Consider the following 21,418-nt stretch of genomic DNA (forward strand, 5'->3'; position numbering starts at 1 on the left):
GCTGTTCGAGTATGTAATCTACTACAATAACTTCAGGCCTCATCAGGCCCTCGGCGGCAAGACACCAAAGGAATTTGCCGAGGTCCAGACCCAGACCATTCGATCAGCGAATTAGTGAACTTGCACAATTGCGAGCGAAGCGGAGCAATCCAAGATTCTGGATTGCTTCGTCGCTTCGCTCCTCGCAATGACGGAAAGGCCTAGCCCTTCAACGTCGCGATCAGCTTCGCCGCATGCTCTTCCAGCACCTTGCCGTCTTCCTTGCGGCTCGCCGGCGGCAGCAGTGCGACGCCGTCGTGGCGCGGCATCACGTGCATGTGCAGGTGAAACACGACCTGGCCGCCGGCCGGCTCGTTGAACTGCTGCACGGTGATGCCGTCGGCATCGAACGCCTTCATCGCGGCGGCAGCGATCCTGTGCGCGCCGCGCGCGACATGGGCGTAGTCGTCGGGCTTGATGTCGAGGATGTTGCGGGCCGGGGCTTTCGGGATCACGAGCGTATGGCCGGGTGAGCGCGGCATGATGTCGAGGAAAGCGAGCACGTGCTCGTCCTCATAGACCTTGTAGCAGGGGAATTCGCCGCGCAGGATCTTTGCGAAGACATTGTTGGGATCGTAGGCGGTCATGCGGCAGCTCCTGAAGTTGCGGCCCTACTGTCATCACCGAAGAGAAGCCGTCAAGGCGCCTCTTCGGCGTCCTTGCGGAACGGGCCCAACTCGGCAAGCTCGCGGCCGGCTTCCGCGACATAGGCACGTTCGCGCTTGAGATAATCGTCGATCGCCCGGCGCAGGCCTGGATCGGCGATGAAATGCGCCGAATGCGTCGTTCGCGGCAGGTAGCCGCGCGCGATCTTGTGTTCGCCTTGCGCACCGGCCTCGACATGCTTCAAGCCGTGTTTGATCGCAAAGTCGATCGCCTGATAGTAGCAGACCTCGAAATGCAGGAACGGATGATGCTCGACCGCGCCCCAGTTGCGGCCGAACAGCGTATCCGAGCCGATGAAGTTGATGGCGCCGGCGATCCAGCGGTGATTGCGGCGCGCCATCACCAGCAGCACGTCGTTGTTCATGGTCTCGCCGATCAGCGAGAAGAATTCTCGCGTCAGGTACGGCCGGCCCCATTTGCGCGAGCCGGTCTCCATGTAGAAGTCGAAGAAGGCGTCCCAGGCCTCCTCGGTGATATCGCGGCCGGTGAGCCAGTGGATGGTGATGCCGGCGGCAAGCGCATCGCGCCGCTCGCGCTTGATCGATTTGCGGTGGCGCGAATTCAGGGTGGCGAGGAAGTCGTCGAAGGTCGCAAAGCCCTCATTGTGCCAGTGGAACTGCTGGTCGGTCCGTTGCAGGAAGCCGTGCTCGGCGAGCAGCTTCCATTCGGCCTCGCGCGCGAAGGTGACATGCACCGAGGAGGCCTTGCTCACCCCGCACAGCGCGATCAACCCGCTCGCCAGCGCAGACGCAATGCGCTCACGGTCGACGCCCTCCCGGATCAGGAGGCGCGGGCCGGTCGCCGGCGTGAAGGGAACCGAGACCTGAAGCTTCGGATAATAGCGCCCACCGGCGCGCTGATAGGCGTCAGCCCAGCCGCGGTCGAACACGTACTCGCCTTGCGAATGCGATTTCAGATAGCAGGGCACGACGCCGGCGACGCGGCCGTCCAGCTTGGCGACGAGATGCCGTGCTCCCCAGCCGGTGCGAGCGGTCGCCGAACCCGAATTCTCCGCGGCGGACAAAAACGCGTGAGAGACGAACGGGTTATAGGACGGTCTTAAGAGCCGAGCGGAATCGCCTGGGAGCTCGGATGAGGTTCCCGCGCCATGTCCGTTGCAAGCTCTGTTGGGATTGGCGCAGGCGTCCCAGTCCTCAGCGGAAACGTCGCCGATGGAAGGCACGGCCTCGAGCGTGATTTCGGATGATGCCATCGCGTATCTTGAAGAACCCTCCAGAGAAGATCGTGCATTGCAGCAGCGACTTCAAGAGGGCGGGAACCACACGACATGCTCTCGTGCCCCGGACGCGGCGCAGCGCCCTTCAGCGCTGCGCCTCTGAACTGGGGCCCATGCCGCACGAGCTTGCGGAGAGACGGGTCCCGGCTCTGCGCAGCAACGCTGGCGCGTTGCAGCGCGTCCGGGACGCGAGAGCTTGCGCTATGCAACCATGGAGCCTACGGCACGAACCCCTCAAAGATCATCTGATCCGCATATTGCCCGGCTCGCGTCCGCTGCTCGGTCGTGCGGACGGTCCAGCCGAGCAGGGCGCAGCCGAAGACGTTGCGCGCAATCCACGGCGCCGGCGCAGGCAGATGGTTGACCTTGAAGGCAACGAAATGCGGTTGAGTTTGCAAGCCGTGGCGCAAGTACAGCATGCTGTCGCGTTGGGCTTGCGTCAGCTTCGCCCAGTACTCGTCCTCATAGGACCGCTGCGCGACGATGCCGCGCGGGCGGGAGGGCAACAGCTCGCGCAGCGCCAGCACCTGGTCCGGATCGAAGGACATGCCGACGGCGGGGCCCTGGTAGGACGTCAGAACCTCGGCCATCCGCTTCACGAGCTTGCGGTCGCCGGCAAAGTGGCTCTTCACCTCGATCACCAGCGGAACGCGCCCGGCGACCATGGCGCAGAGATCGGAAAGCGACATCATCCGCTCGGACGTGTCCTTGAACTTGACGGCCCTGAGTTCGGCCGCGGTCTTCTCGATCAACTCGCCCTCGTCCTCCGTCAGGCGGCCGAGCGCATGATCGTGATGCACCATGGCCTCGCCGTCGGCGGAGAGCTGGATGTCGACCTCGATGGCGAATTTGCCCGCGATCGCAGCCTGCACCGCGCCCGGCATGTTCTCCACGATACCACGTGAAATGTCATGCAGGCCGCGATGCGCGACCGGCCGCGCCGTCAGCCAATCCGGAGCACGCACGTCTCTTGCTCCCGGATCAGGCGACCTCGAACACGCCTTCGACCTCGACCGCCGCATCCGCGGGCAGCGAGGCGACACCGACGGTGGTGCGGGCGTGGCGGCCCTTGTCTCCGAAGGCAGCGACCATCAGGTCGGAGGCGCCGTTCAGCACCTTCGGTCCGTCGACAAAATCCGGCGCCGAGTTGATGAAGCCGCCGAGCCGCACCACGCGCACGACCTTGTCGAGATCGCCGAGCGCCGCCTTGACCTGCGCGAGCAGGTTGATGGCGCAGCCGCGCGCGGCCGCCGCGCCCTCTTCGATGGAGAGGCCGGCACCAAGCTTACCCTTGGCGATGAGCTTGCCGGCGGGATCGAAGCAGACCTGGCCCGAAACGAAGAGCAGATTGCCGGTGCGCACGAACGGCACGTAATTGGCCACTGGACTGGGCGCCTCGTGCAGCGTGATGCCCTGTTCCGCCAGTTTCTGCTCGACCGTGCCCGCCATGTTCCGACCTCGATGTCATCTGGGAAATTCTGTCCGGCTCAAGCCAGCCGGCGCGCCTGTTTCGCCGATTGCGCGGTGACATGCAAGGCGGCGGGGGCGGTGCACCGGGCGTCCGGCAGGGGTGCATCTTTCCGAGGCAAGGCCGCGCTTTTCGGGGAAAACGCGCAACTTTCCGTGAAGCGGCCGCAGTTGCGACGCAATGCGACGGTCATTAAAATGACGAATCTCGATTTCCCCAAGGAATATTCATGGTGCACCTTTTCCGGACGTCGCTCGGTGTCATTGCGCTCGTGGCTGTCGCTGTCGGCGTTTCTGGCGGGGCTGAGGCCGCGAATGGTCCGTTCCTCTCGCACCAGGCCCTGTACGACTTGAGCCTCGTCAAATCTCGTTCGAGTTCGATCAACAGCGCGCGCGGGCGCATCCTCTACAATTTCGCCGGCAATTCCTGCGAGGGCTACACATCGGAATTCCGCCAGGTTTCCGAGCTCGACAGCGGCGAGGGCAAGATCACGCTCAGCGACCTCCGCTCCAATTCCTGGGAGGACGCGTCGGGCAAGAGCTATCGCTTCAAGATCGAGACGCGGATGAACGATGCCGATTCGAGCCAGGTCGACGGATCGGCCGAGCGCGATGGCGACCACATCAACGTCAAATTGAAGCTGCCGGTGACGAAGAATTTCACGCTCGACGGCAGGACGGTGTTTCCGACCGAGCAGATCCAGCGCATCATCGCCGCCGCCAAGGAGGGCAAACCGCTGCTCGAGCTCTCCGTCTATGACGGCTCCGACAATGGCGAGAAGGTCTACAACACGCTGACCGTGATCGGCCAGCCCATCCCGGCCGACCGCGCGGCGTCCTCCCCCGATCCGTCGACGGCGGATGAGCACATGAAGTCGCTGACACGCTGGCCGGTCACCGTCAGCTATTTCGACCGCGAAGCCCAGCAGAAGGAGGGCGAGCAGACCCCCGTCTACGCGATGTCATTCGAGCTTTACGAAAACGGCGTCTCTCGTGCGCTGGTGCTCGACTACAACGATTTCGTCATCTCGGGCGCACTCGGCAAGTTCGACGTCAAGGATACGAAGCCGTGTAATTGATCGCCAGCGGTCATTCCGGGGCGGCTCTTCGACTGGCTACGTGCCTGAATGAATCACCGTCACCCTGAGGTGCCGGAGCATAGCGGAGGCCTCGAAGGGCGACGGCCCGGCTGCAGCATCGGGGCCGTTCATCCTTCGAGGCTCCCTGCGCGATGCTTCGCACCGCGCAGCTCGCACCTCAGGATGACGGGGCCGCTGTCACTTCATCTCTAGCCCGCAAGCTCGCCTCCCGCTACGCTCCTCCCAACCACGAACATCAGGGAGGCGCACATGCCCAAGATCGATCATCTCCGCCCGAGCGGCCTGCACCACAATCCGGCCTATTCCCACGTCGTCACGGCCTCCGGTGCGCGCACCATCTACATCTCGGGGCAGGTCTCCGTGGACGAGGAGGGGCGGGTGGTCGGCGAAGGCAATCTTGCCGCGCAGACGACGCAGGTGATGCAGAATCTCGGCCTGGCGCTCAAAGCCGCCGGCGCGAGCTACGCCAACATCGTGAAGATCACGACGTTCGTCGTCGGCTACAAGCCGGAGCTGCGTCCCATCATCGGCAAGGCGCGCTCGGCCTTCTTCGAGGGCATGGAGCCGCCGGCCAGCACGCTGGTTGGTGTCACGGCGCTCGCGGCGCCGGAGTGGCTGATCGAGATCGAGGCGGTGGCGGTTGTGGATTGAGGTTGCCCCGCATCGTTGCGAGGAGCACAGGGCAGTTTCGTTGGATGGGTGGAGCGAACGCTCCACCCATCCAACGAGCTCTTGCTTGACAGCCGACCTGACAGTGCCCATTGCGAAGATACCCTGAGATGACACATGAGAGCCGTCCGTTACATCGTTGCTGCATTTTGCTTCATCGCTACAGGTGTCATTGCAGGTGATTCCAAGGCCGAGAAGCCCGCGTTGAGCGAGGTCGAGCTCAAAGCGGTCGAAGTCGCGCGAGACTACGTGGCAACTCATTTTCCTAATTTCGATCTCGCTGGATGTCCGCCGATTATCACAAGCACTGCTGCGACGGATTTCATTGGTTGGCCGCCAAGAGCCAGAAGTACGGAGGAGACTTGGACGGTGGATTACCAACTGCCGGAGAGCATGGCGGGGGGCACGCCGGTCGTCATCATTGACAAGAAAACTCTCAAGGTTTTGCGCGCCTATCATACACAATGAGAGAGAGGCAACGGTGCGCGACTGCACCTCGGGTGCGGCGTGCACACGGTCTTCCCTGCGCGCTCACTTTGAGGAGAGGACGAAACGAACGGTAAGACTCGGACAAATCATGTCGCGAGAATGAGGAGCTACAATTCTTGAGATTGCTGCGCGCCACACTGGTCGTCCTGGCGAAAGCCAGGAGCTATTACCCCAGGGAGAAGTTGTTGCGCTTAGCTGTCAACGACAAGTCTTCGCCAAACCACGGCCGGTGGTAATGGGTCCTGGCTTTCGCCAGGACGACACCAAGGTACGTGGCGATCGACCGTGACCACAGCGACAGGCGCGCTGATCACTCCTGCTCCGTCTTCTCCGGCCCATCATACGCAATGCCGCGGATCACCGCGGCGCTGCCGAACTTCTTGCGCAGGCCGTCGATGGCGCGTTCGGCGTGGGCGGCGCGGCGGTCGAGCATGTCGGTGTCGTCGGCAGCCGAGCCCGTGCGCAGTGCGCTGACGCCGGCGCCCATCAGGCGAAAGGCGGTGCCGTCGATCTCCTTGGCCAGCATCTCGCGGCAGATCGAAAAGATCTTCGCGGCGAGCTGCGTCGGCGCGTTGATCGACTGCGAGCGCGTGCGCTGGCGGAAGTCTGATGTTTTCAGCTTCAGCGTGACGGTCGAGCCCGCAAGCTCGCTGCTCTTGAGCCGTGACGAGGTCTTCTCGCACAGCCGCCACAGGATCTTCTCCAGCGTCGCGAAGTCGCGGATGTCGCTCTCGAACGTGGTCTCGCTGGAAATCGTCTTGGCGCCGCGGTCTGGCTCGACGCGGCGATCATCTAAGCCGCGCGCGAGCCGCCAGAGCCTGCGGCCATCGCTCGGAAACTGCCGCATCAGCTCGATCTCATCGGCCTTTTGCAGGTCCGCGATGATGCGGAAACCGCGCTGCACCAGCCGCTCCTGTGTCGCAGGTCCGACACCGAAGATGAAGCCGACCGGCTTTTCCGCCAGCATCGAGCGCGCCTCCTCCTGGTCGAGGGGCGCAAAGCCGCGCGGCTTGTCGAGATCGGAAGCGATCTTGGCCAGAAACTTGTTGCAGGAGAGCCCGACCGACACGGTGATGCCGATGTCGCGCTCGACGTCGCGGGCAAAGCGCGCCAGCACCTTTGCGGGGATCATGCCGTGAACGCGCTCGGTGCCGGAAAGATCGAGGAAGGCCTCGTCGATCGAGAGCGGCTCGACCAGTGGCGTCAGCGCCTGCATGGCGTGGCGTACCTCGCGTCCCACGCGGACGTATTTCGCCATGTCGGGACGGATCACGGTCGCATGCGGGCAGGCCTCCAATGCCCTATACATCGGCATTGCCGAGCGCACGCCGAAGGTGCGGGCGATATAGCAGGCTGCCGACACCACGCCGCGTTTGCCGCCACCGATGATCACGGGCTTGTCGGCGATCTCGGGATTGTCGCGTTTCTCGACCGTCGCGTAGAACGCGTCGCAGTCGATATGGGCGATCGTCAGCGTGCCGAGCGCACGGTGGCGAACGAGGCGAGGGGAACCGCAGGCGGAGCAGCGCCGCGCCGACATGCCCTGGTCGGCCAGGCAATCCCGGCAGAAGCAGCGGGGCCCGGCCGCGTCGGGGGTGCTCACGGCACGTCGCGCTCCCAATGCGGGTCGCCCAGCGCGTCTCCAAGAACCTGGCGGGCGGCGGCGACGTTGGTCGGATGGAGTTCCGAGGCGCTCGCGAACGCCTTCACGGTCGCATCATCGCGCAGCACGAAATCGAGCACGCTGATCAGGAAATTCGGGTCGGAGGCCGCGTTCCGCAGGGTCTCCGGGCCGATGCCTGTCTCGGCCAGAAACAAGCCGAGCCTTTCGGGATCGCCGGCGACGAAGGACAATGCCTGAATCGCAACGATTTCAGCTACTTCGCGGGGGTTTTGAACAGGCTTTTTCAAGCGGACGGTTTGCCTTTCCGTTAACTTTCGGTCTCTAATTTGGAATCATCATGCCCGAGTCTGGTGATCCCAGACAAGCAACCGGAAACCACTTCGCGGAAAGTTGGCCCTCGGGTTTAACGAAACTAGAGCGAATCTGAGGCTAGTTTGAATCCAGTTTTCGAAGCGCCGGCGGAAGGCGCCTGAGGCGTCACATGTCGAACAGGTCTCCTGACAATGGGGAGGGACGGGATGGCTAAGACCGTCCTGATCGTGGAAGACAACGAGCTCAACATGAAGCTCTTCCGCGACCTGTTGGAGGCGCACGGCTATCAGACTTCGGGCACCAGCAACGGCTACGAGGCGCTCGATCTCGTTCGCAAGATGCGTCCCGATCTCGTGCTCATGGATATCCAGTTGCCGCAGGTGTCGGGGCTGGAGGTGACGCGCTGGATCAAGGACGATCCGGAGCTGCGCAACATTCCCGTCGTCGCGGTGACCGCATTCGCGATGAAGGGTGACGAAGAGCGCATCCGCGAGGGCGGCTGCGAGGCGTATCTTTCCAAGCCGATCTCGGTCGGCAAGTTCATTGAGACGGTCCGGCGTTTTATCGGCTAGGGAGTGATTCTGGTGTCCGCGCGTATCCTCGTCGTCGATGACGTGCCTGCCAACGTCAAGCTGCTCGAAGCCCGCCTCTCCGCCGAATATTTCGACGTGATGACGGCCTCGAACGGTGCCGAGGCGCTGGCGATCTGCCGAAGAGCCGAGTGCGACATCATCCTGCTCGATGTCATGATGCCCGACATCGACGGGTTCGAGGTCTGCCGCCGGCTGAAGACCGACCCGACGACGCATCACATTCCCGTCGTGATGGTGACCGCGCTCGATAGCCCCGCCGACCGCATCCGCGGCCTGGAAGCGGGCGCCGACGATTTCCTCACCAAGCCCGTCTCCGACGTCGTGCTGATCGCGCGCGTGCGCTCGCTGACGCGGCTGAAAATGATGACGGATGAGCTGCGCATGCGCGCCATCACCTCGCTCGAGATCGGCGTGCAGGCGCCTGAGCGCAGCGCCGTGGCCGACACCGGCAAGGGGGGCCGCATCCTTCTGGTCGACGACCGCCAGTCCTCCTATGAACGGCTGGCAACGCTGCTGGCCGCCGAGCACACCGTCGACGTGGAGCCCAATCCGACCGAGGCGCTGTTCCATGCGGCCGAGGGCAATTACGATCTCTTGATCGTCTCGCTCGACCTCAACAATTTCGACGGGCTTCGGCTGTGCAGCCAGGCGCGCTCGCTGGAGCGCACCCGCCACGTGCCGATTCTCGCCATTGCCGACGCCGACAGCGGCACGCGGCTGCTTCGCGGGCTGGAGATCGGCGTCAACGACTATCTGCTCCGCCCCGTCGACAAGAACGAGCTTTTGGCGCGTGCGCGCACGCAGATCCGCCGTCGCCGCTACACCGATCATCTGCGCGACAACGTGCAGAACTCGATCGAGATGGCGATCACTGACGCGCTCACGGGCCTGCACAATCGGCGCTACATGGAAAGCCATCTGGCGACGCTCGCCGAGCAGGCCTCGACGCGCGGCAAGCCTCTGGCGCTGATGATCCTGGACATCGACTATTTCAAGTCGATCAACGACAATTACGGGCATGATGCCGGCGACGACGTGTTGCGCGAATTCGCGGTGCGCGTCCGGAAATCCATCCGCGGCATCGATCTCGCCTGTCGCTATGGCGGCGAGGAGTTCGTCATCGTGATGCCGGAGACCGATCTGCACGTCGCCGGCATGGTCGCCGAGCGTCTGCGCCGCTCGATCGCGGGCGAGCCGTTCTCCGTCCACAAGGGCACCAAGCGCATCGAGGTCACGATCTCGATCGGCCTGACCACGCTGGAGCAGAAGGGCGAGGCCGTTGCCGACGTGCTCAAGCGCGCCGACACCGCGCTCTATCGCGCCAAGCACGACGGCCGCAACCGCGTGGTGTCGCAGGCGGCGTGAACCGCGGTAGGTGAGGGGGGCGCGTCACGCGCACACATTCTCCGCCGTCGTCCCGGCGAAGGCCGGGACCCATAACCCCAGGGAGCGGTTATGGCGAGCACTGGCAACCACGAGTCTTCGCAAAACTACATCCTGTGGTTATGGATCCCGGATCGGCGCTCCGCTTCGCTGCGCTTGTCCGGGACGACAGCCATTATCGCGGCAAGCGTTTCCTCGCCACCGGCATCGCGCAAATCGCGTTTGCGCTGATTCACTGGACCGCGTCGCGCCAGTTGCGAACCGCGTAGGCATCGTCAGCCGCTGCTCATTCGTTGGGCGAAGCGCTGCTGCGTGAAGCAGCGCGCATTGCGCCTGTCGCGATGCAACAAACGGGAATCGAAACGCATTCAGTGGGTTGATTGAATCGCCTCAACGGCGCGAATCTTGCCTGTCGTTGCATGAAGAATTGGAACCGTCACTGACGCGTTCCGACCTGGCGACAAGGGAAAGGCCGGTAAGCCATGAGGCTGGTCGCCGCCAGTCTCCAGCCTTCGACGCTCGACGACCTCATCGCGCCGAGCCGCGAGCATTGTGTCCCGAAAATCCGAGCTGATCATGCTGGCCCAATCGCGCCGGCGCGAAAACGCTCGTCTCGCAGGTTCCAGTCAAAGCGATTGCCGGAAGACTTCTCATGCGACTTGGGAGGATGACGATGGACTCAAGAACATCCGCGCGCCAAAGGCTCGTGACGTTGGTGGTCGCGTTGCTGGGAATTGCGCTGCTCTACCTCGCCCTCGGCGAAGTTGCTCTCGCCGACGATGCGGGGCCGCCGGCTTGCGGCGGCAAGATCCTCGAGAAGTGCACGCCCAATCCCGGCGACACCGCCTGGATGCTCACCTCCGTTGCGCTGGTGCTGATGATGACGGTTCCCGGGCTCGGGCTGTTCTATGGCGGCATGGTGCGCAAGAAGAACGTCGGCGACACCGTGATGACGAGCTTCGCGGTGACGTGCCTCGTCACGATCCTGTTCGCGCTCCTGACCTACAGCCTGGCCTTCCGCGCCGGCACGCCGTTCGTCGGCGGGCTCGACCGCATGTTCCTGAAGGACATCATGAGCGACATCGGCAAGGGCGGGATCGGCAATCCCAATCCGCTCGCGGCGACGATTCCCGAAAGCGTCTACATCTGCTTCCAGATGACGTTTGCCATCATCACGCCGGCGCTGATCGCAGGCGCCTTCGCCGAGCGGATGAAATTCTCCGCGATGCTCTGGTTCATCGGCCTGTGGGCGATCTTCGTCTATGCGCCGGTCGCGCATTGGGTGTGGGGCCCTGACGGCATCTTCGCCTCCGGCAACGATGCCGCCTGGGTCAAGGTGCTCGATTTCGCCGGCGGGACCGTCGTGCATATCAACGCCGGCGTGGCTGGCCTGATGTGCGCCATCATGCTGGGCAAGCGCAAGGAGACCGGGCCGGCCCACAACATGGTGCTTACCTTCATCGGCGCCTCGCTGCTCTGGGTTGGCTGGTTCGGCTTCAATGCGGGCTCTGCGGTGACGGCGGGCATGCAGGCGGGCATGGCGATGCTGGTTACGCAGATCGCAACGGCCGTGGCCGGTTTCACCTGGATGCTGGTCGAATGGTCGCTCAAGGGCAAGCCGACGGTCGTCGGCATCTGCTCGGGCGCGGTCGCAGGCCTCGTCGCCATCACGCCAGCGTCCGGTTTCGTCGGCCCGATCGGCGCCTTCGTGATCGGCATCGCAGCCGGCGTGCTCTGCTACTGGGGATGCACCGGGCTGAAGGCCATGTTCAGCTATGACGACGCGCTCGATTGCTTCGGTGTCCACGCCGTCGGGGGCATCGTCGGCGCGCTGCTCACCGGCATCTTTGCCGTCGAGCAATATGGCGGCACCGCGGGCGCGCTGGAAGGCAATCCCGGCCAATTCATCAACCAGTGCATCGGCGTTGCCACGGTGTTCGTCTATGACGCCGTCGTCAGCCTGATCATCCTCTACGTGGTCAAGCTGTTCGTCGGCTTGCGAGTGTCGGAGGATATGGAGCGCGATGGTCTCGACCTCGCACTGCATGGCGAGGTCGTGCACTAGATCCGCGGTAGCAATAGTGAAGCAATCGGGGCATCCGTGCAGGCGCGGATGCCCCGGCACGGGAGAGGGAACGATGACCGAGATCTTTGCGCAAGGTGACCTGCTGATCGAGCGGGTGGGCGATGTGGCGCCATCGGGAACGCTCACTGAGACCGCCGAGGGTGCACAGCTGGTCCTGCTGGAGGGCGAGGCCACCGGACATTGTCATGCGATCCGCGAGCGCGTGACGCTGTTTCGTGACGACGATCTGGCGCGCGACATTCCGGCCGGGCTCTATATCGGGCATCTCCTGATCGGTGCCGCCTATGCGCGGGTGACGCATGAGGAGCACGCGCCGCTCACGCTGCCGCGGGGGACCTACCGGGTGCGCCGCCAGCGCGAACTCGGGCCACGCGATGCGCGCGTCCTTGCAGATTGAACGGGCGCTGACGACGGAGCAGACGGCAGCGCTGGGGGATTTTCGCGCGCGGTGGGTTGCCGTCCGGCGGTCGACGGCGCCTGCCGACCGCGGCGCGGCGGAGCAGGCGGTGCGGCTTGCCTATCACGCCGCAGGACTTGCTCCGCCGGTGCGCATCGTCTGGTGCGACAGTCCACTTGCGCTGGCCGCGCTTGCCGGCCGGATGTCGCGCGACGACGGCCGCAGCGTCCGCGCCGTTCTGGTCGATCGACTTCGTCGAAGAGCCGATTCGCTGGTGGGGAGGCGGGTCCATCGGAAGCTGCTTGCCACTGTTGAGCGCGCCGTCAATCCCGCCGATCCCCTGGTCGCCGCCGCGACTGATGCGGTGATACGGAGTGTGCCTGAGCAGCCTATGTCCGTGCTGGGTCATCTTCGCCGCTACGGCCTATCGTGGTCCGCTGTGTGCCAGGCGATGCTGGCCCCGCGGAGTTTTTCGTCCAGCGCAGTGGGGCCGCACGATTTGTCGTGGCTCGGCGTCTACGATTATCTCCGCGAGGTAGTTGGCCTGCGGGCCGAGACCCAGCCGCTGCGCGGCCTCATGCAGCTTGCGACCAGTGTCGGCTGGTTGCAGCCGCATGAGCAAACCTGCTGGCTCGCAGAGCGGCCGAACCTGTTGTGCGCTGACGCGCGCGACCGCTTGCATCACGCCAGCGGTCCGGCGCTGCGCTATCCGGATGGTTGGTCGATCTGGGCCTGGCGCGGGGTGGAGGTGCCGCGTTGGATCATCGAGCACAAGTACCGCATCACTCTGGCCGCGATCGACGAGCAGACGGACGTCCAGGTCCGCCGCTGCATGATTGAGATCATGACGCCGGAGCGTTACGTCGCGCTCGGCGGCGCCACCCGTATCGCCGAGGATGAGACCGGAATCCTGTGGCGGCGGAACTGGCTCGCCGCGGACGCCTGGGCCGCGGTGGAGGTCGTCAACGCCACGCCCGAGCCGGACGGCACGCGCCGGCATTTCTTCCTTCAGGTGCCGGCCAATCTGCGCACCGCGCGCGAGGCGGTCGCGTGGACCTATGGGATGCGTGTGGAGGCGTATGCACACCTCGTGCAGAGAACTTGAACGGCGAGGGCGTGCGACGCCGTTGTCGAGCTCGGCGCGCTCGACGACACGTGTCCCCGCGAAAGCGATGAGCAAGGCACGCATGATGTTGAGGCGATTGTTCGCAGCGATAGTCTTTGGATGCAGAGAGCAAGGCGCAGTGAAATAGTTCGTCGCGTCAAGATGACTGTCCGATCTTTTGACTCAAAGCGATCTTGGGTTGTGCTAATAATCGACTTCCCGCCAGAGCGGGGCACACTCTTTTTTCAATCAATTTGGAGGGAAGATCATGCGAATGCGCTACGCTTCCTATTTCCTATCAGCCGCGCTTGCCGCCGCAGCTTCGAATGCCTTCGCGGGTGAGCAGGTCCTCGAGTTCAAACTCGTCACCAAGCCGATCGACGTCAAGGTCTTGGAGGTCGCAAACGTCGAAGGACAGACGGTTGCTTCGGGCAAAGTGTTCGGCGTCGCCGTCTTCAATGACGGCCGTATAGGGGTGAAAGAGTTCGTGAATACCTCAGACATGCTCAAAGGCTCGGGCTCCTTCTTCGGCTATAGCACCTACACGTTCGAGGAGGGTTCGATCACGGCGCGCTACACCGGCTCGGCTAAAGACGGCAAGTCAAAGGGCGAGTATACGATCCTTTCGGGTACAGGTGCCTATGCGAACGCTACGGGCACAGGAACGATCGAAAGCGCGCCGAACCCGTTCAAGGGAGTCACCCTGTTGAATATCAAGCTGGTCGTTAAGACTCCCGGCACATAACAGCGGAACATCTGCAGGGCTTCTGACAAGGAGCTCGACGGCTCGCGTCGGCGTTGGCGCGCCAAATACAGTCGCGTCACCGCCGGTCGGTCGGCTGGATGTCTGCTTATCCGCTGATAGCGGCGGAATAGCAGACATCCCGCTATCGCCGCTTGGGGCTATTGAGCGATATTCTCCGTGCAGTCGATCAACGACAGGTTCACGATGTCGGTTTGCGCGGAAAGACCAAAGTGTTCATTGCTCCCAGTTCAATAAAAACTGATCGATTGTTGCTTCGGCCCTCGCGGTTGACGGATGCCGATCGAGCTTTTGAAATTCAAAATGACTGGGAAGTAACCCGTATGTTGTCATTGGCGTCATTTCCTCCCGACCGGTTGGAGATAGAGCAGTGGTTTGCGGATCATTCAAACCAATGGGAAGCGGGTCACGCATATCGGTTTGCTGTCTTTCTTCAAGAGAAGATGATCGGCCTCGTCGATATCGACATCGTCGCCGAGCACCAGGGAACGCTTGGATATTGGTTTGAGCGGGCCGTTTGGGGCTGCGGCTATGGATTTGAAGCGGCGCAGGCTGTAACGCGTTTTGCCGTTGAAGACGTTGGCCTTACCAAGTTGAAGGCCAGCCATGCACACGACAACCCCGCCTCTGGGCGCATCCTTAGCAAGCTCGGCTTTGGTCACGTGGACACTGTCGAACGCTTTTCCCGCTCGCGGGATGCATATGTATCTTTGTGCCGATACGTGAAAGTGTCCAATCCGTTGGATGTCTGAGATGGGAATCACAAGCCGACATGCGGGATTCGGTGCCGCGTGTCCGCTCTGCCGCGGACATCACGGATTCACGAGAACACGCTAGCTGCGGTAGTAGCGCCACATCCTCAGGAAGGTGCGATGGATCATGTCGGGCGGCTGATCGAATGGCTCGACATTGATCCGCACCATGTTGGTGTGGCTCATCCGCCAGGGCAGGCGCATCAGCCAGCGCCAGGACGGCTGCTTGCGCCAGTCGGCGACCAGCGCGCTGGTGAGCGGCGCGTTGAGGACTATTTGCAGCTCGTGCACGGTCATCGCGCGTTCGGCGATCTCGACGAGATCGATGCGCTCGATGGCGCGCCACCGGATCAGGCCGAAGGCCTGGATGAAGATGCCGTATTGATTGGCGCCGATGGTGGGACGGCCGGTCTCGAGCAGCGGGATGTTGTAGTAGGTGAAGCCGGCTGCAAGCGCCGCGAGCAGGAGCCAGTAGAGCGCGCCGGTGAGGAGGGCGGCCGTGCAGAAGATCGCAGCCAGCGCCGCTGTCACGTAGACGGGGAAGTAGGTGTCGTCGCGGCCATAGGTGACCGCGTAGCCACCAACGTGTCCTTCGTCCAGGGTTGCGCTCATGGACGCCAAGGCTACGACCAACAGCAGCAAATAAAAACGGGGCCGCGAAGGGCCCCGTCAAAGTCGTTTCAGCATGTTGCCGCGATCTTACTTGATCTTGGCTTCCTTGAATTCGACGTGCTTGCGCGCGACCGGGTCGTACTTCTTCTTGACCAGCTTGTCGGTCATGGTGCGCGAATTCTTCTTGGCGACGTAGTAGAAGCCGGTGTCAGCCGAGGACACGAGCTTGACCTTGATGGTGACCGCTTTGGCCATGTTCAGGACCTCTGAAAGTATGGGAATCTGGAGCCGGCCAAACGGCCCGCGTTGGCCGGCAACCTAGCCAGAAACCGCCTGATGTCAAGGTTTCGAAGCGTTTTCGAGCGAAATGGGCGCCGGTTCGCCTCAAGAAAACGCGTCAAAAACAACAACCTGGAGCCCCGAATGGGGCTCTAATCCCGAAAACCACTCAAATCGGCCCGATTAGGTCTCGAAGAACCGGTTTTTCGGTCGCGGCAGGCCCAGATTCTCCCTCAAAGTGGCCCCTTCATACTCTGTCCGGAAGATCCCGCGCCGCTGCAGCTCCGGCACCACCTTGTCGACGAAATCGTCGAGGCCCGCAGGGACGAACGGGAACATGATGTTGAAGCCGTCGGAGCCGCGACTGAGGAGCCATTCCTCCATCTGGTCGGCGATGGTTTTGGCGGTGCCGACGAAGGCGAGCCCGCCATAGCCGCCGACGCGTTGGGCGAGCTGGCGAACGGTGAGTTTTTCGCGCGCGGCGAGGTCAACCAGCCGCTGCCGACCGCTCTTGCTGGCGTTCGTCTCTGGAATTTCCGGCAGGGGCCCGTCGGGATCGAAGCCGCTCGCGTCCGTGCCTAGGATGACCGAGAGCGAGGCGATGGCGCTGTCGTAGTGCACGCGGCTGTCGAGCAGCGCGCGCTTTTCCTTGGCCTCATCGACGCTGTCGCCGACCACGACGAAGGCGCCGGGCAAAATCTTCAGATGCTCGGGATCGCGGCCGACCTTCTCCATGCGGCCCTTGATGTCGGCATAGAGCTTCTGCCCGTCGGCAAGGCTGCCGCCGCCGGTGAACACGGCCTCCGCGGTCTCGGCCGCGAGCTGCTTGCCATCTTCCGACGCGCCGGCCTGCACGATCACCGGCCAGCCCTGGACGGGACGGGCGATGTTGAGGGGACCGCGCACCTTCAGATATTTGCCGCCGTGGTCGAGCACATGCATCTTCGAGGGATCGAAGAACAGGCCGCTTTCGACGTCGCGCACGAAGGCGTCGTCTGCGAAGGAATCCCAGAGGCCGGTGACGACGTCATAGAATTCTCGCGCGCGCTTGTAGCGCTCGGCGTGCTCCATGTGGTCGTCGAGGCCGAAATTCAGCGCCGCGTCCGGGTTCGAGGTGGTGACGATATTCCAGCCGGCGCGGCCGCCGCTGAGATGGTCGAGCGAGGCAAAGCGGCGCGCGACGTGATAGGGCTCGTCGAACGTGGTCGACCCCGTCGCGATCAGGCCGATGCGATCGGTCACGGCAGAGAGCGCTGACAGAAGCGTGAACGGCTCGAACGAGGTCACGGTGTGACTGCGCTTCAAGGCATTGATCGGCATGTTCAGCACGGCGAGGTGATCGGCCATGAAGAAGGCGTCGAACTTGCCGGCCTCGAGCTTCCTGATCAGTTGCTTGATGTGGCTGAAATTGAAATTGGCGTCGGGCCAGGCGCCGGGATAGCGCCAGGCGCCGGTGTGAATTGAGATCGGGCGCATGAACGCGCCAAGCTTGAGTTGCCGTTGTGCCATCGCCCCGTGTCCGTTCTGGGTGTCGTTGCAGAACACATAGGTGCGGCCTTCGTCGGCGCCACTGGGACGGCACGGAACATTTTTTTGTTTTTGGGCGCGCTCTCAAAACGTTCGTCATTTCCGGGCCGCGAAGTCGCGAGCCCGGAAACGACGAGGGTGGACAGCCATTGCCCTCGAACCCGTCAGCCATCCCGGCCGACAAAGTCTTGCTCCCCGAGACGAGGAATACCGCCATGACCGACGCAACCACATTGGACGGCACGATCCGCATCGACCGGCCGATGCCCTGGGTCGGCCGGCTGTTGTCGCTACCGCTGCTTGCGGCGAGCGCCTATCTGCTTTGGAACGTCGGCCTCGGGCTGCGACAGGACCTGTTCAGCTTCGGACGGCTGGCGGATGACTGGGTACCCGTGCTGGTGTTCGCGGGTCTCGGCCTTGCGGTCGGCATTCCCGGCCTCATCCTGCTGACATTCCGCTATTTCATCGTCCTGAACGAGACATTGCGCCAGGTCGTTATCGTCAGGCAGTTCGGTCTTCTGAATATCCGCTCGTTTCGCAATCTGTCGGACTACCACCTCATCAGCATCACCGATGACTGTGATCCGGAGCTGACGATGTATGACGTCAACCTCTGCGGCAACAAGGGCATTACGCCGATCACGCTGTCGAGCTTCACCAGGCGCGAAGAGGCGACCGAGCTTGCCAACGAGCTTGGTCGCAAGCTCAAGCTTCCGGCACGCGACTATGTCGGCACCGAGCCTGACGCGGACGAGTGAAGCGTCTCAGGTCAGCTCAAAATATCCTTCTGCATCTTGCCGCCGTAGAAATGGAAAAACGGCACCGGCGCGTCGTGGCGGAGCGGTCCCGTCGCGAGCCGCCTGTCCAGCTCCCCCAGCACGTTCCGCGTCATCGGATGCAGGTCGGCGAGCGGCTGTGAGCCAAGTTCGACCCAGACCAGCTCGACCAGCTCGGCATCGGCATGCACCACGCCCTCGACGCGATGGGTGATGGAGGACGCATCCGCGGTGAAGAAGCGCGTGTCGAAACGCTTGACGCGACCGGGCGGCGTGATCGCGCGCGCAATCAGAAAAAGGCCGGAGGGATCAGGCAGGAGGCCCGCATCGGCAAACGGTTGCCAGGGGCCGTCGAGCTTCGGCGTCTTGCCCTCTTGCCGGCGCCCGAGGCAAAGACCGGTTTCCTCGCAGGCCTCGCGGATCGCGGCGACCGCAAGCGATTTTGCACGCGAGGCCTCCGTCTTCGGGCTGCCCTTGAACAGATTGGCCTGAAGCTCCGGCGTGATCGGCGCCGCGCAGGGCACGCGATAGTCGGCCTTGTCGACCCGGCCGCCGGGGAAGACGAACTTGCCGGGCATGAACACCACCTTGTCGTGGCGCTTGCCGACCAGCACTTTTGGAATAGAGCCGCTGCGATCAACCAGGATCAGGGTGGCAGCATCCTTCGGCCGAAAATAAGGATGGTGATCGGGCTCCTTTTCGTCGTGAACCCTTTCTTTCTCCGCCTGCGCCGCTTCAGTCATTTCCTCACCGAACTTGTTTTGCTTGTTTGATTAGACCGGCGGAATACCATCCGGCGGATTGTCGTCGAAACCATGCATGCGCAGGGCCCATTGCAGGCCAACCACGGCGCCCTTCACCGGTTGCAGCAGCGCGAGCGATGCGACGAATGTGAAAGGCAGATAGGCGGCAAAGCTGATCCAGGCCGGCGTCGTGTAGTTGGTCTCGATCCAGAGGATGGTCGGCACCACGATGTGGCCGACGATGACGATCACGAGATAGGCCGGCAGGTCGTCGGCGCGATGCGGCGTGATGTCGAGCCCGCAGGCCGAGCAGTTGTCGGCGGTCTTCAGGAACGCGCGGAACAGCTTGCCCCGGCCGCAACGCGGGCAGCGGCCGCGAAAGCCGCGCTTCATCGCACCCCAGACGTCGCGCTTCTCGACGAGGCCGGTCTCGCGCGTCCAGATCTTTGGCGCCGTGCTCATCGCTTCCATGCCTTGCCCTTTGCGCCTTTGCCCTTCTTCCCCTTGCCGGACTTCCCTTGCTTCTCCGGCTTGCGCTTCTTCTCCGGACTGCGGCCGGGCCGTGCCTTCGCCGATTTGCGCTGCGGACGAAAGTCCTTTCGGCCGCGTGGCGCGCTTTCGCCGGCGGACAGCAGCTCGAAGCGCAACGCGCCGGCAATGGGAGCAGCTTCTATCAGACGGACGTCGACGACATCACCCAGCTGGTGCATGGCACCGCTGCGCGAGCCGACGAGGGCGTGACGGCTCTCGTCATAGTTGAAATATTCCGTGCCGAGGGATCTGATCGGGATCAGGCCGTCGGCGCCGGTGTCGTCGAGCTTGACGAACAGGCCGGCGCGCGTGACGCCGGAGACGCGGCCCTGGAATGTTGCGCCGATGCGATCGGCGAGATGATGTGCAATGAGCCGGTCGACGGTCTCGCGCTCGGCCTTCATCGCGCGCCGTTCGGTGACCGAAATATGCGCGGCGACTTCGCTCAACGTTTCCGGCGTCTCGCTGTCGGGCAGCGCGCCTTCGCCGAGGCCCAGCGCGCGAACCAGCGCGCGATGCACCACGAGGTCCGCGTAACGGCGGATCGGCGAGGTGAAATGCGCGTAACGGCGCAGGTTGAGACCGAAATGGCCGTAATTCTCGGCCGAATATTCCGCCTGCGCCTGTGCACGCAGCACCACCTCGCTCACCAGCGGGTAATAGTCATGCCCCTCGAGCTGCGCCAGCACGCGGTTGAACAGAGTCGGGCGCAGCGGGCCGCTCTTGGCAAAGGGCACGTCGAGCGTCTCGAGAAACTCCTGGAGCGCGTGAACCTTTTCCAGCGTCGGCTCGTCATGCACGCGATAGATCAGCGGCAGCGACTTCTTCTCGAGCATCTCGGCCGCCGCGACGTTGGCGAGGATCATGAACTCCTCGATCAGGCGATGCGCGTCCAGCCTTTCGGGTACGACGACGCGATCGACCGTGCCGTCGCTCTTGAGCAGGATCTTGCGCTCGGGCAGGTCGAGATTGAGCGGGTCTCGCTCGTCGCGGGCGCGCTTGACGCAGGCGTAGGCGGCATAGAGCGGTTTGAGGATCGGATCGAGCAGGGGGCCGGTGGTGTCGTCCAGCCGGCCGTCGATCGCGGCTTGCGCCTGCGCATAGTGCAGCTTCGCCGCCGAACGCATCAGGATGCGATGGAACGAGTGCGAGCGCTTGCGGCCGTCGGGGCCGATCACCATTCGCACGGCGAGGGCGCCGCGCGGCTCGCCCGGCACCAGCGAGCACAGATTGTTGGAGATCCGCTCCGGCAGCATCGGCACGACTCGGTCCGGGAAATAGACGGAGTTGCCGCGGTCGATCGCATCACGGTCGAGCGCAGTGCCAGGGCGGACGTAGAAGCTCACATCGGCAATCGCGACATTGACGATGAACCCGCCCTTGTTGTTGGGGTCGGGATCAGCCTCTGCATGCACCGCGTCGTCGTGATCCTTGGCGTCGGGCGGATCGATGGTGACGAGCGGGACGTCGCGCCAGTCCTCGCGTCCCTTCAGGTTCGCCGGCTCCGCCGCTTCCGCATCGCGCATCGCGCCCGGGGAGAATTGCAGGGGGATGTCGTGGGCGTAGATCGCGATCAGGCTGATCGCTTTCTCCGACTTGACCGATCCGAGCTTTTCTTTCACCCGGCCCGAGGCCAGGCCAAAGCCGCGCGAGCGCACGATGTCGACGCTGACGAGGTCGCCATCCTCGGCGCCCTGCGTCTCGTTCTTCGCAATGTTGAGTTCGCGGTCGGCGAACTTCTTGTCGACCGGCACGAGCCGCCCGCCGCCCTCGGGCAGGCTGCGGAACACGCCGAGGATGCGGCTCTTCGCCTTGTCGATGACCTTGATGATGCGGCCGCGATATGCGGGGCCTTCGGTCTCGTCCGAACGCTCGACGCGGAGCAGCGCGCGGTCGCCGACGCCGGCCGCGGTGCCCGGCTTCGGCCGGCGCGGCATCTCGATGAGGATTTTAGGCGGCTCGCCGCTTTCGACCTCATCCCACTCGGCGGGGGAAGCGATCAACTCGCCATCGCTGTCGCGGCCCGTGATGTCAGCGAGCAGCGTCGGCGGCAGGCCGTCCGGCTCCGAGACCTTGTGGCGCTTCTTCTTGATGATTCCGTCGTCGGCGAGCTCGCGCAGCATGCGCTTGAGCTCGACGCGATCGGCGTTTTTCAGGCCGAACTCGCGCGCGATTTCGCGGGTGCCGACCTTTCCAGGATTTGCCTTGATGAAGGCGACGATGGCGTTCCGGTCGGGAAAGCCATGGTCATTCTTACGTTTCACTTAA

Annotated in this window: 24 protein-coding genes; 12 read left to right on the forward strand and 12 right to left on the reverse strand. The window is 63.5% G+C overall.

The features are described 5' to 3' along the window. Position 1 precedes the first annotated feature (1 nt). Positions 2-115, forward strand: a complete 114-nt coding sequence (locus tag ACV1FX_RS38580; RefSeq protein WP_473122769.1) for an integrase core domain-containing protein — start codon at positions 2-4, stop codon at positions 113-115. Between the two features lie 85 nt (positions 116-200). On the opposite strand, the gene ACV1FX_RS38585 is transcribed toward ACV1FX_RS38580, so the two are convergent. From ACV1FX_RS38585 to ACV1FX_RS38600, 4 genes are all read right to left on the reverse strand, one after another. Further along, the gene (locus ACV1FX_RS38585; protein ID WP_473122736.1) at positions 201-626 is read right to left on the reverse strand and encodes an HIT family protein; all 426 of its coding nucleotides are present in this window, start codon (positions 624-626) and stop codon (positions 201-203) included. A 50-nt stretch (positions 627-676) separates the two neighbouring features. Next, positions 677-1,918, reverse strand: a complete 1,242-nt coding sequence (locus ACV1FX_RS38590; RefSeq protein WP_473122737.1) for a GNAT family N-acetyltransferase — start codon at positions 1,916-1,918, stop codon at positions 677-679. A gap of 242 nt (positions 1,919-2,160) precedes the next feature. Next, the gene (locus ACV1FX_RS38595; protein ID WP_473122738.1) at positions 2,161-2,907 is read right to left on the reverse strand and encodes a glycerophosphodiester phosphodiesterase; all 747 of its coding nucleotides are present in this window, start codon (positions 2,905-2,907) and stop codon (positions 2,161-2,163) included. A gap of 16 nt (positions 2,908-2,923) precedes the next feature. Beyond that, a complete protein-coding gene (locus ACV1FX_RS38600) occupies positions 2,924-3,391 on the reverse strand; it encodes a RidA family protein (RefSeq protein WP_473122739.1) in 468 nt (155 codons plus the stop codon). 248 nt (positions 3,392-3,639) lie between these two features. On the opposite strand from ACV1FX_RS38600, the gene ACV1FX_RS38605 reads away from it, so the two are divergent. From ACV1FX_RS38605 to ACV1FX_RS38615, 3 genes are all read left to right on the forward strand, one after another. Next, the gene (locus ACV1FX_RS38605; RefSeq protein WP_473122740.1) at positions 3,640-4,488 is read left to right on the forward strand and encodes a cell envelope integrity EipB family protein; all 849 of its coding nucleotides are present in this window, start codon (positions 3,640-3,642) and stop codon (positions 4,486-4,488) included. Positions 4,489-4,758: 270 nt separating this feature from the next. Continuing rightward, on the forward strand, positions 4,759-5,160 hold the full coding sequence (locus ACV1FX_RS38610; RefSeq protein WP_473122741.1) for a RidA family protein: 402 nt from the start codon (positions 4,759-4,761) through the stop codon (positions 5,158-5,160). A 135-nt stretch (positions 5,161-5,295) separates the two neighbouring features. Next, positions 5,296-5,646, forward strand: a complete 351-nt coding sequence (locus ACV1FX_RS38615) for an NTF2 fold immunity protein (RefSeq protein ID WP_473122742.1) — start codon at positions 5,296-5,298, stop codon at positions 5,644-5,646. Positions 5,647-5,977: 331 nt separating this feature from the next. Here the strand turns inward: ACV1FX_RS38615 and ACV1FX_RS38620 are convergent, their stop codons facing one another. Together ACV1FX_RS38620 and ACV1FX_RS38625 are read right to left on the reverse strand one after the other, a co-directional pair. Continuing rightward, positions 5,978-7,270 (reverse strand): DNA polymerase IV, encoded by a 1,293-nt coding sequence (locus ACV1FX_RS38620; RefSeq protein ID WP_473122743.1) that lies wholly within the window; start codon positions 7,268-7,270, stop codon positions 5,978-5,980. Beyond that, positions 7,267-7,578, reverse strand: coding sequence for a DUF3572 domain-containing protein (locus tag ACV1FX_RS38625; RefSeq protein WP_473122744.1), 312 nt, complete (start codon positions 7,576-7,578; stop codon positions 7,267-7,269). Before ACV1FX_RS38625 ends, ACV1FX_RS38620 begins: the two co-directional genes overlap by 4 nt. A gap of 231 nt (positions 7,579-7,809) precedes the next feature. On the opposite strand from ACV1FX_RS38625, the gene ACV1FX_RS38630 reads away from it, so the two are divergent. From ACV1FX_RS38630 to ACV1FX_RS38660, 7 genes are all read left to right on the forward strand, one after another. Further along, complete coding sequence (locus ACV1FX_RS38630; protein ID WP_027523000.1) at positions 7,810-8,175, forward strand: response regulator; 366 nt, start codon at positions 7,810-7,812, stop codon at positions 8,173-8,175. A gap of 12 nt (positions 8,176-8,187) precedes the next feature. Continuing rightward, positions 8,188-9,561 (forward strand): PleD family two-component system response regulator, encoded by a 1,374-nt coding sequence (locus ACV1FX_RS38635; RefSeq protein ID WP_473122745.1) that lies wholly within the window; start codon positions 8,188-8,190, stop codon positions 9,559-9,561. A gap of 691 nt (positions 9,562-10,252) precedes the next feature. After that, entirely contained in the window at positions 10,253-11,644 is a 1,392-nt protein-coding gene (locus ACV1FX_RS38640) for an ammonium transporter (RefSeq protein ID WP_473122746.1), read from the forward strand. 73 nt (positions 11,645-11,717) lie between these two features. Next, positions 11,718-12,062 (forward strand): hypothetical protein, encoded by a 345-nt coding sequence (locus tag ACV1FX_RS38645; RefSeq protein WP_473122747.1) that lies wholly within the window; start codon positions 11,718-11,720, stop codon positions 12,060-12,062. Continuing rightward, positions 12,052-13,167 (forward strand): DUF6745 domain-containing protein, encoded by a 1,116-nt coding sequence (locus ACV1FX_RS38650; protein ID WP_473122748.1) that lies wholly within the window; start codon positions 12,052-12,054, stop codon positions 13,165-13,167. Before ACV1FX_RS38645 ends, ACV1FX_RS38650 begins: the two co-directional genes overlap by 11 nt. 268 nt (positions 13,168-13,435) lie before the next feature. Then, positions 13,436-13,912: a hypothetical protein gene (locus tag ACV1FX_RS38655; RefSeq protein ID WP_473122749.1), complete on the forward strand. Its 477-nt coding sequence runs from the start codon at positions 13,436-13,438 to the stop codon at positions 13,910-13,912. 161 nt (positions 13,913-14,073) lie between these two features. Further along, positions 14,074-14,682 carry a GNAT family N-acetyltransferase gene (locus tag ACV1FX_RS38660; RefSeq protein ID WP_473122750.1) on the forward strand — a complete coding sequence of 203 codons (609 nt, stop codon included), beginning with the start codon at positions 14,074-14,076 and terminating at the stop codon, positions 14,680-14,682. 81 nt (positions 14,683-14,763) lie between these two features. Here the strand turns inward: ACV1FX_RS38660 and ACV1FX_RS38665 are convergent, their stop codons facing one another. From ACV1FX_RS38665 to ACV1FX_RS38675, 3 genes are all read right to left on the reverse strand, one after another. Continuing rightward, positions 14,764-15,294: a hypothetical protein gene (locus tag ACV1FX_RS38665; RefSeq protein WP_473122751.1), complete on the reverse strand. Its 531-nt coding sequence runs from the start codon at positions 15,292-15,294 to the stop codon at positions 14,764-14,766. Positions 15,295-15,381: 87 nt separating this feature from the next. After that, positions 15,382-15,549 (reverse strand): 50S ribosomal protein L33, encoded by a 168-nt coding sequence (gene rpmG / locus ACV1FX_RS38670; RefSeq protein WP_057756569.1) that lies wholly within the window; start codon positions 15,547-15,549, stop codon positions 15,382-15,384. A gap of 207 nt (positions 15,550-15,756) precedes the next feature. After that, entirely contained in the window at positions 15,757-17,082 is a 1,326-nt protein-coding gene (locus tag ACV1FX_RS38675; protein WP_473122752.1) for an LLM class flavin-dependent oxidoreductase, read from the reverse strand. Positions 17,083-17,315: 233 nt separating this feature from the next. Here ACV1FX_RS38675 and ACV1FX_RS38680 point away from each other — a divergent pair, with 233 nt between their 5' ends. Then, positions 17,316-17,858 (forward strand): hypothetical protein, encoded by a 543-nt coding sequence (locus ACV1FX_RS38680; RefSeq protein WP_473122753.1) that lies wholly within the window; start codon positions 17,316-17,318, stop codon positions 17,856-17,858. A gap of 11 nt (positions 17,859-17,869) precedes the next feature. Here ACV1FX_RS38680 and ACV1FX_RS38685 read toward each other — a convergent pair whose 3' ends face one another. Genes ACV1FX_RS38685 through rnr form a run of 3 tightly spaced genes read right to left on the reverse strand, consistent with a single transcriptional unit; the run spans position 17,870 to position 21,414 of the window. Further along, positions 17,870-18,619: an NUDIX hydrolase gene (locus ACV1FX_RS38685; protein ID WP_473122754.1), complete on the reverse strand. Its 750-nt coding sequence runs from the start codon at positions 18,617-18,619 to the stop codon at positions 17,870-17,872. A 30-nt stretch (positions 18,620-18,649) separates the two neighbouring features. Next, on the reverse strand, positions 18,650-19,090 hold the full coding sequence (locus ACV1FX_RS38690) for a DUF983 domain-containing protein (RefSeq protein WP_473122755.1): 441 nt from the start codon (positions 19,088-19,090) through the stop codon (positions 18,650-18,652). Further along, on the reverse strand, positions 19,078-21,414 hold the full coding sequence (gene rnr / locus ACV1FX_RS38695) for a ribonuclease R (protein ID WP_473122756.1): 2,337 nt from the start codon (positions 21,412-21,414) through the stop codon (positions 19,078-19,080). The genes ACV1FX_RS38690 and rnr overlap by 13 nt, the downstream gene beginning before the upstream one ends. Between the last annotated feature and the right edge of the window lie 4 nt (positions 21,415-21,418).

This window comes from Bradyrhizobium ingae (assembly GCF_055791185.1).

Bases quoted from the DNA above. Each gene is read 5' to 3' on its own strand.
- ACV1FX_RS38585 (WP_473122736.1), bottom strand. From the start codon at position 626: ATGACCGCCTACGATCCCAACAATGTCTTCGCAAAGATCCTGCGCGGC.
- ACV1FX_RS38590 (WP_473122737.1), bottom strand. From the start codon at position 1,918: ATGGCATCATCCGAAATCACGCTCGAGGCCGTGCCTTCCATCGGCGAC.
- ACV1FX_RS38600 (WP_473122739.1), bottom strand. From the start codon at position 3,391: ATGGCGGGCACGGTCGAGCAGAAACTGGCGGAACAGGGCATCACGCTG.
- ACV1FX_RS38605 (WP_473122740.1), top strand. From the start codon at position 3,640: ATGGTGCACCTTTTCCGGACGTCGCTCGGTGTCATTGCGCTCGTGGCT.
- ACV1FX_RS38610 (WP_473122741.1), top strand. From the start codon at position 4,759: ATGCCCAAGATCGATCATCTCCGCCCGAGCGGCCTGCACCACAATCCG.
- ACV1FX_RS38615 (WP_473122742.1), top strand. From the start codon at position 5,296: ATGAGAGCCGTCCGTTACATCGTTGCTGCATTTTGCTTCATCGCTACA.
- ACV1FX_RS38630 (WP_027523000.1), top strand. From the start codon at position 7,810: ATGGCTAAGACCGTCCTGATCGTGGAAGACAACGAGCTCAACATGAAG.
- ACV1FX_RS38640 (WP_473122746.1), top strand. From the start codon at position 10,253: ATGGACTCAAGAACATCCGCGCGCCAAAGGCTCGTGACGTTGGTGGTC.
- ACV1FX_RS38645 (WP_473122747.1), top strand. From the start codon at position 11,718: ATGACCGAGATCTTTGCGCAAGGTGACCTGCTGATCGAGCGGGTGGGC.
- ACV1FX_RS38655 (WP_473122749.1), top strand. From the start codon at position 13,436: ATGCGAATGCGCTACGCTTCCTATTTCCTATCAGCCGCGCTTGCCGCC.
- ACV1FX_RS38665 (WP_473122751.1), bottom strand. From the start codon at position 15,294: ATGAGCGCAACCCTGGACGAAGGACACGTTGGTGGCTACGCGGTCACC.
- rpmG (WP_057756569.1), bottom strand. From the start codon at position 15,549: ATGGCCAAAGCGGTCACCATCAAGGTCAAGCTCGTGTCCTCGGCTGAC.
- ACV1FX_RS38675 (WP_473122752.1), bottom strand. From the start codon at position 17,082: ATGGCACAACGGCAACTCAAGCTTGGCGCGTTCATGCGCCCGATCTCA.
- ACV1FX_RS38680 (WP_473122753.1), top strand. From the start codon at position 17,316: ATGACCGACGCAACCACATTGGACGGCACGATCCGCATCGACCGGCCG.
- ACV1FX_RS38685 (WP_473122754.1), bottom strand. From the start codon at position 18,619: ATGACTGAAGCGGCGCAGGCGGAGAAAGAAAGGGTTCACGACGAAAAG.
- ACV1FX_RS38690 (WP_473122755.1), bottom strand. From the start codon at position 19,090: ATGGAAGCGATGAGCACGGCGCCAAAGATCTGGACGCGCGAGACCGGC.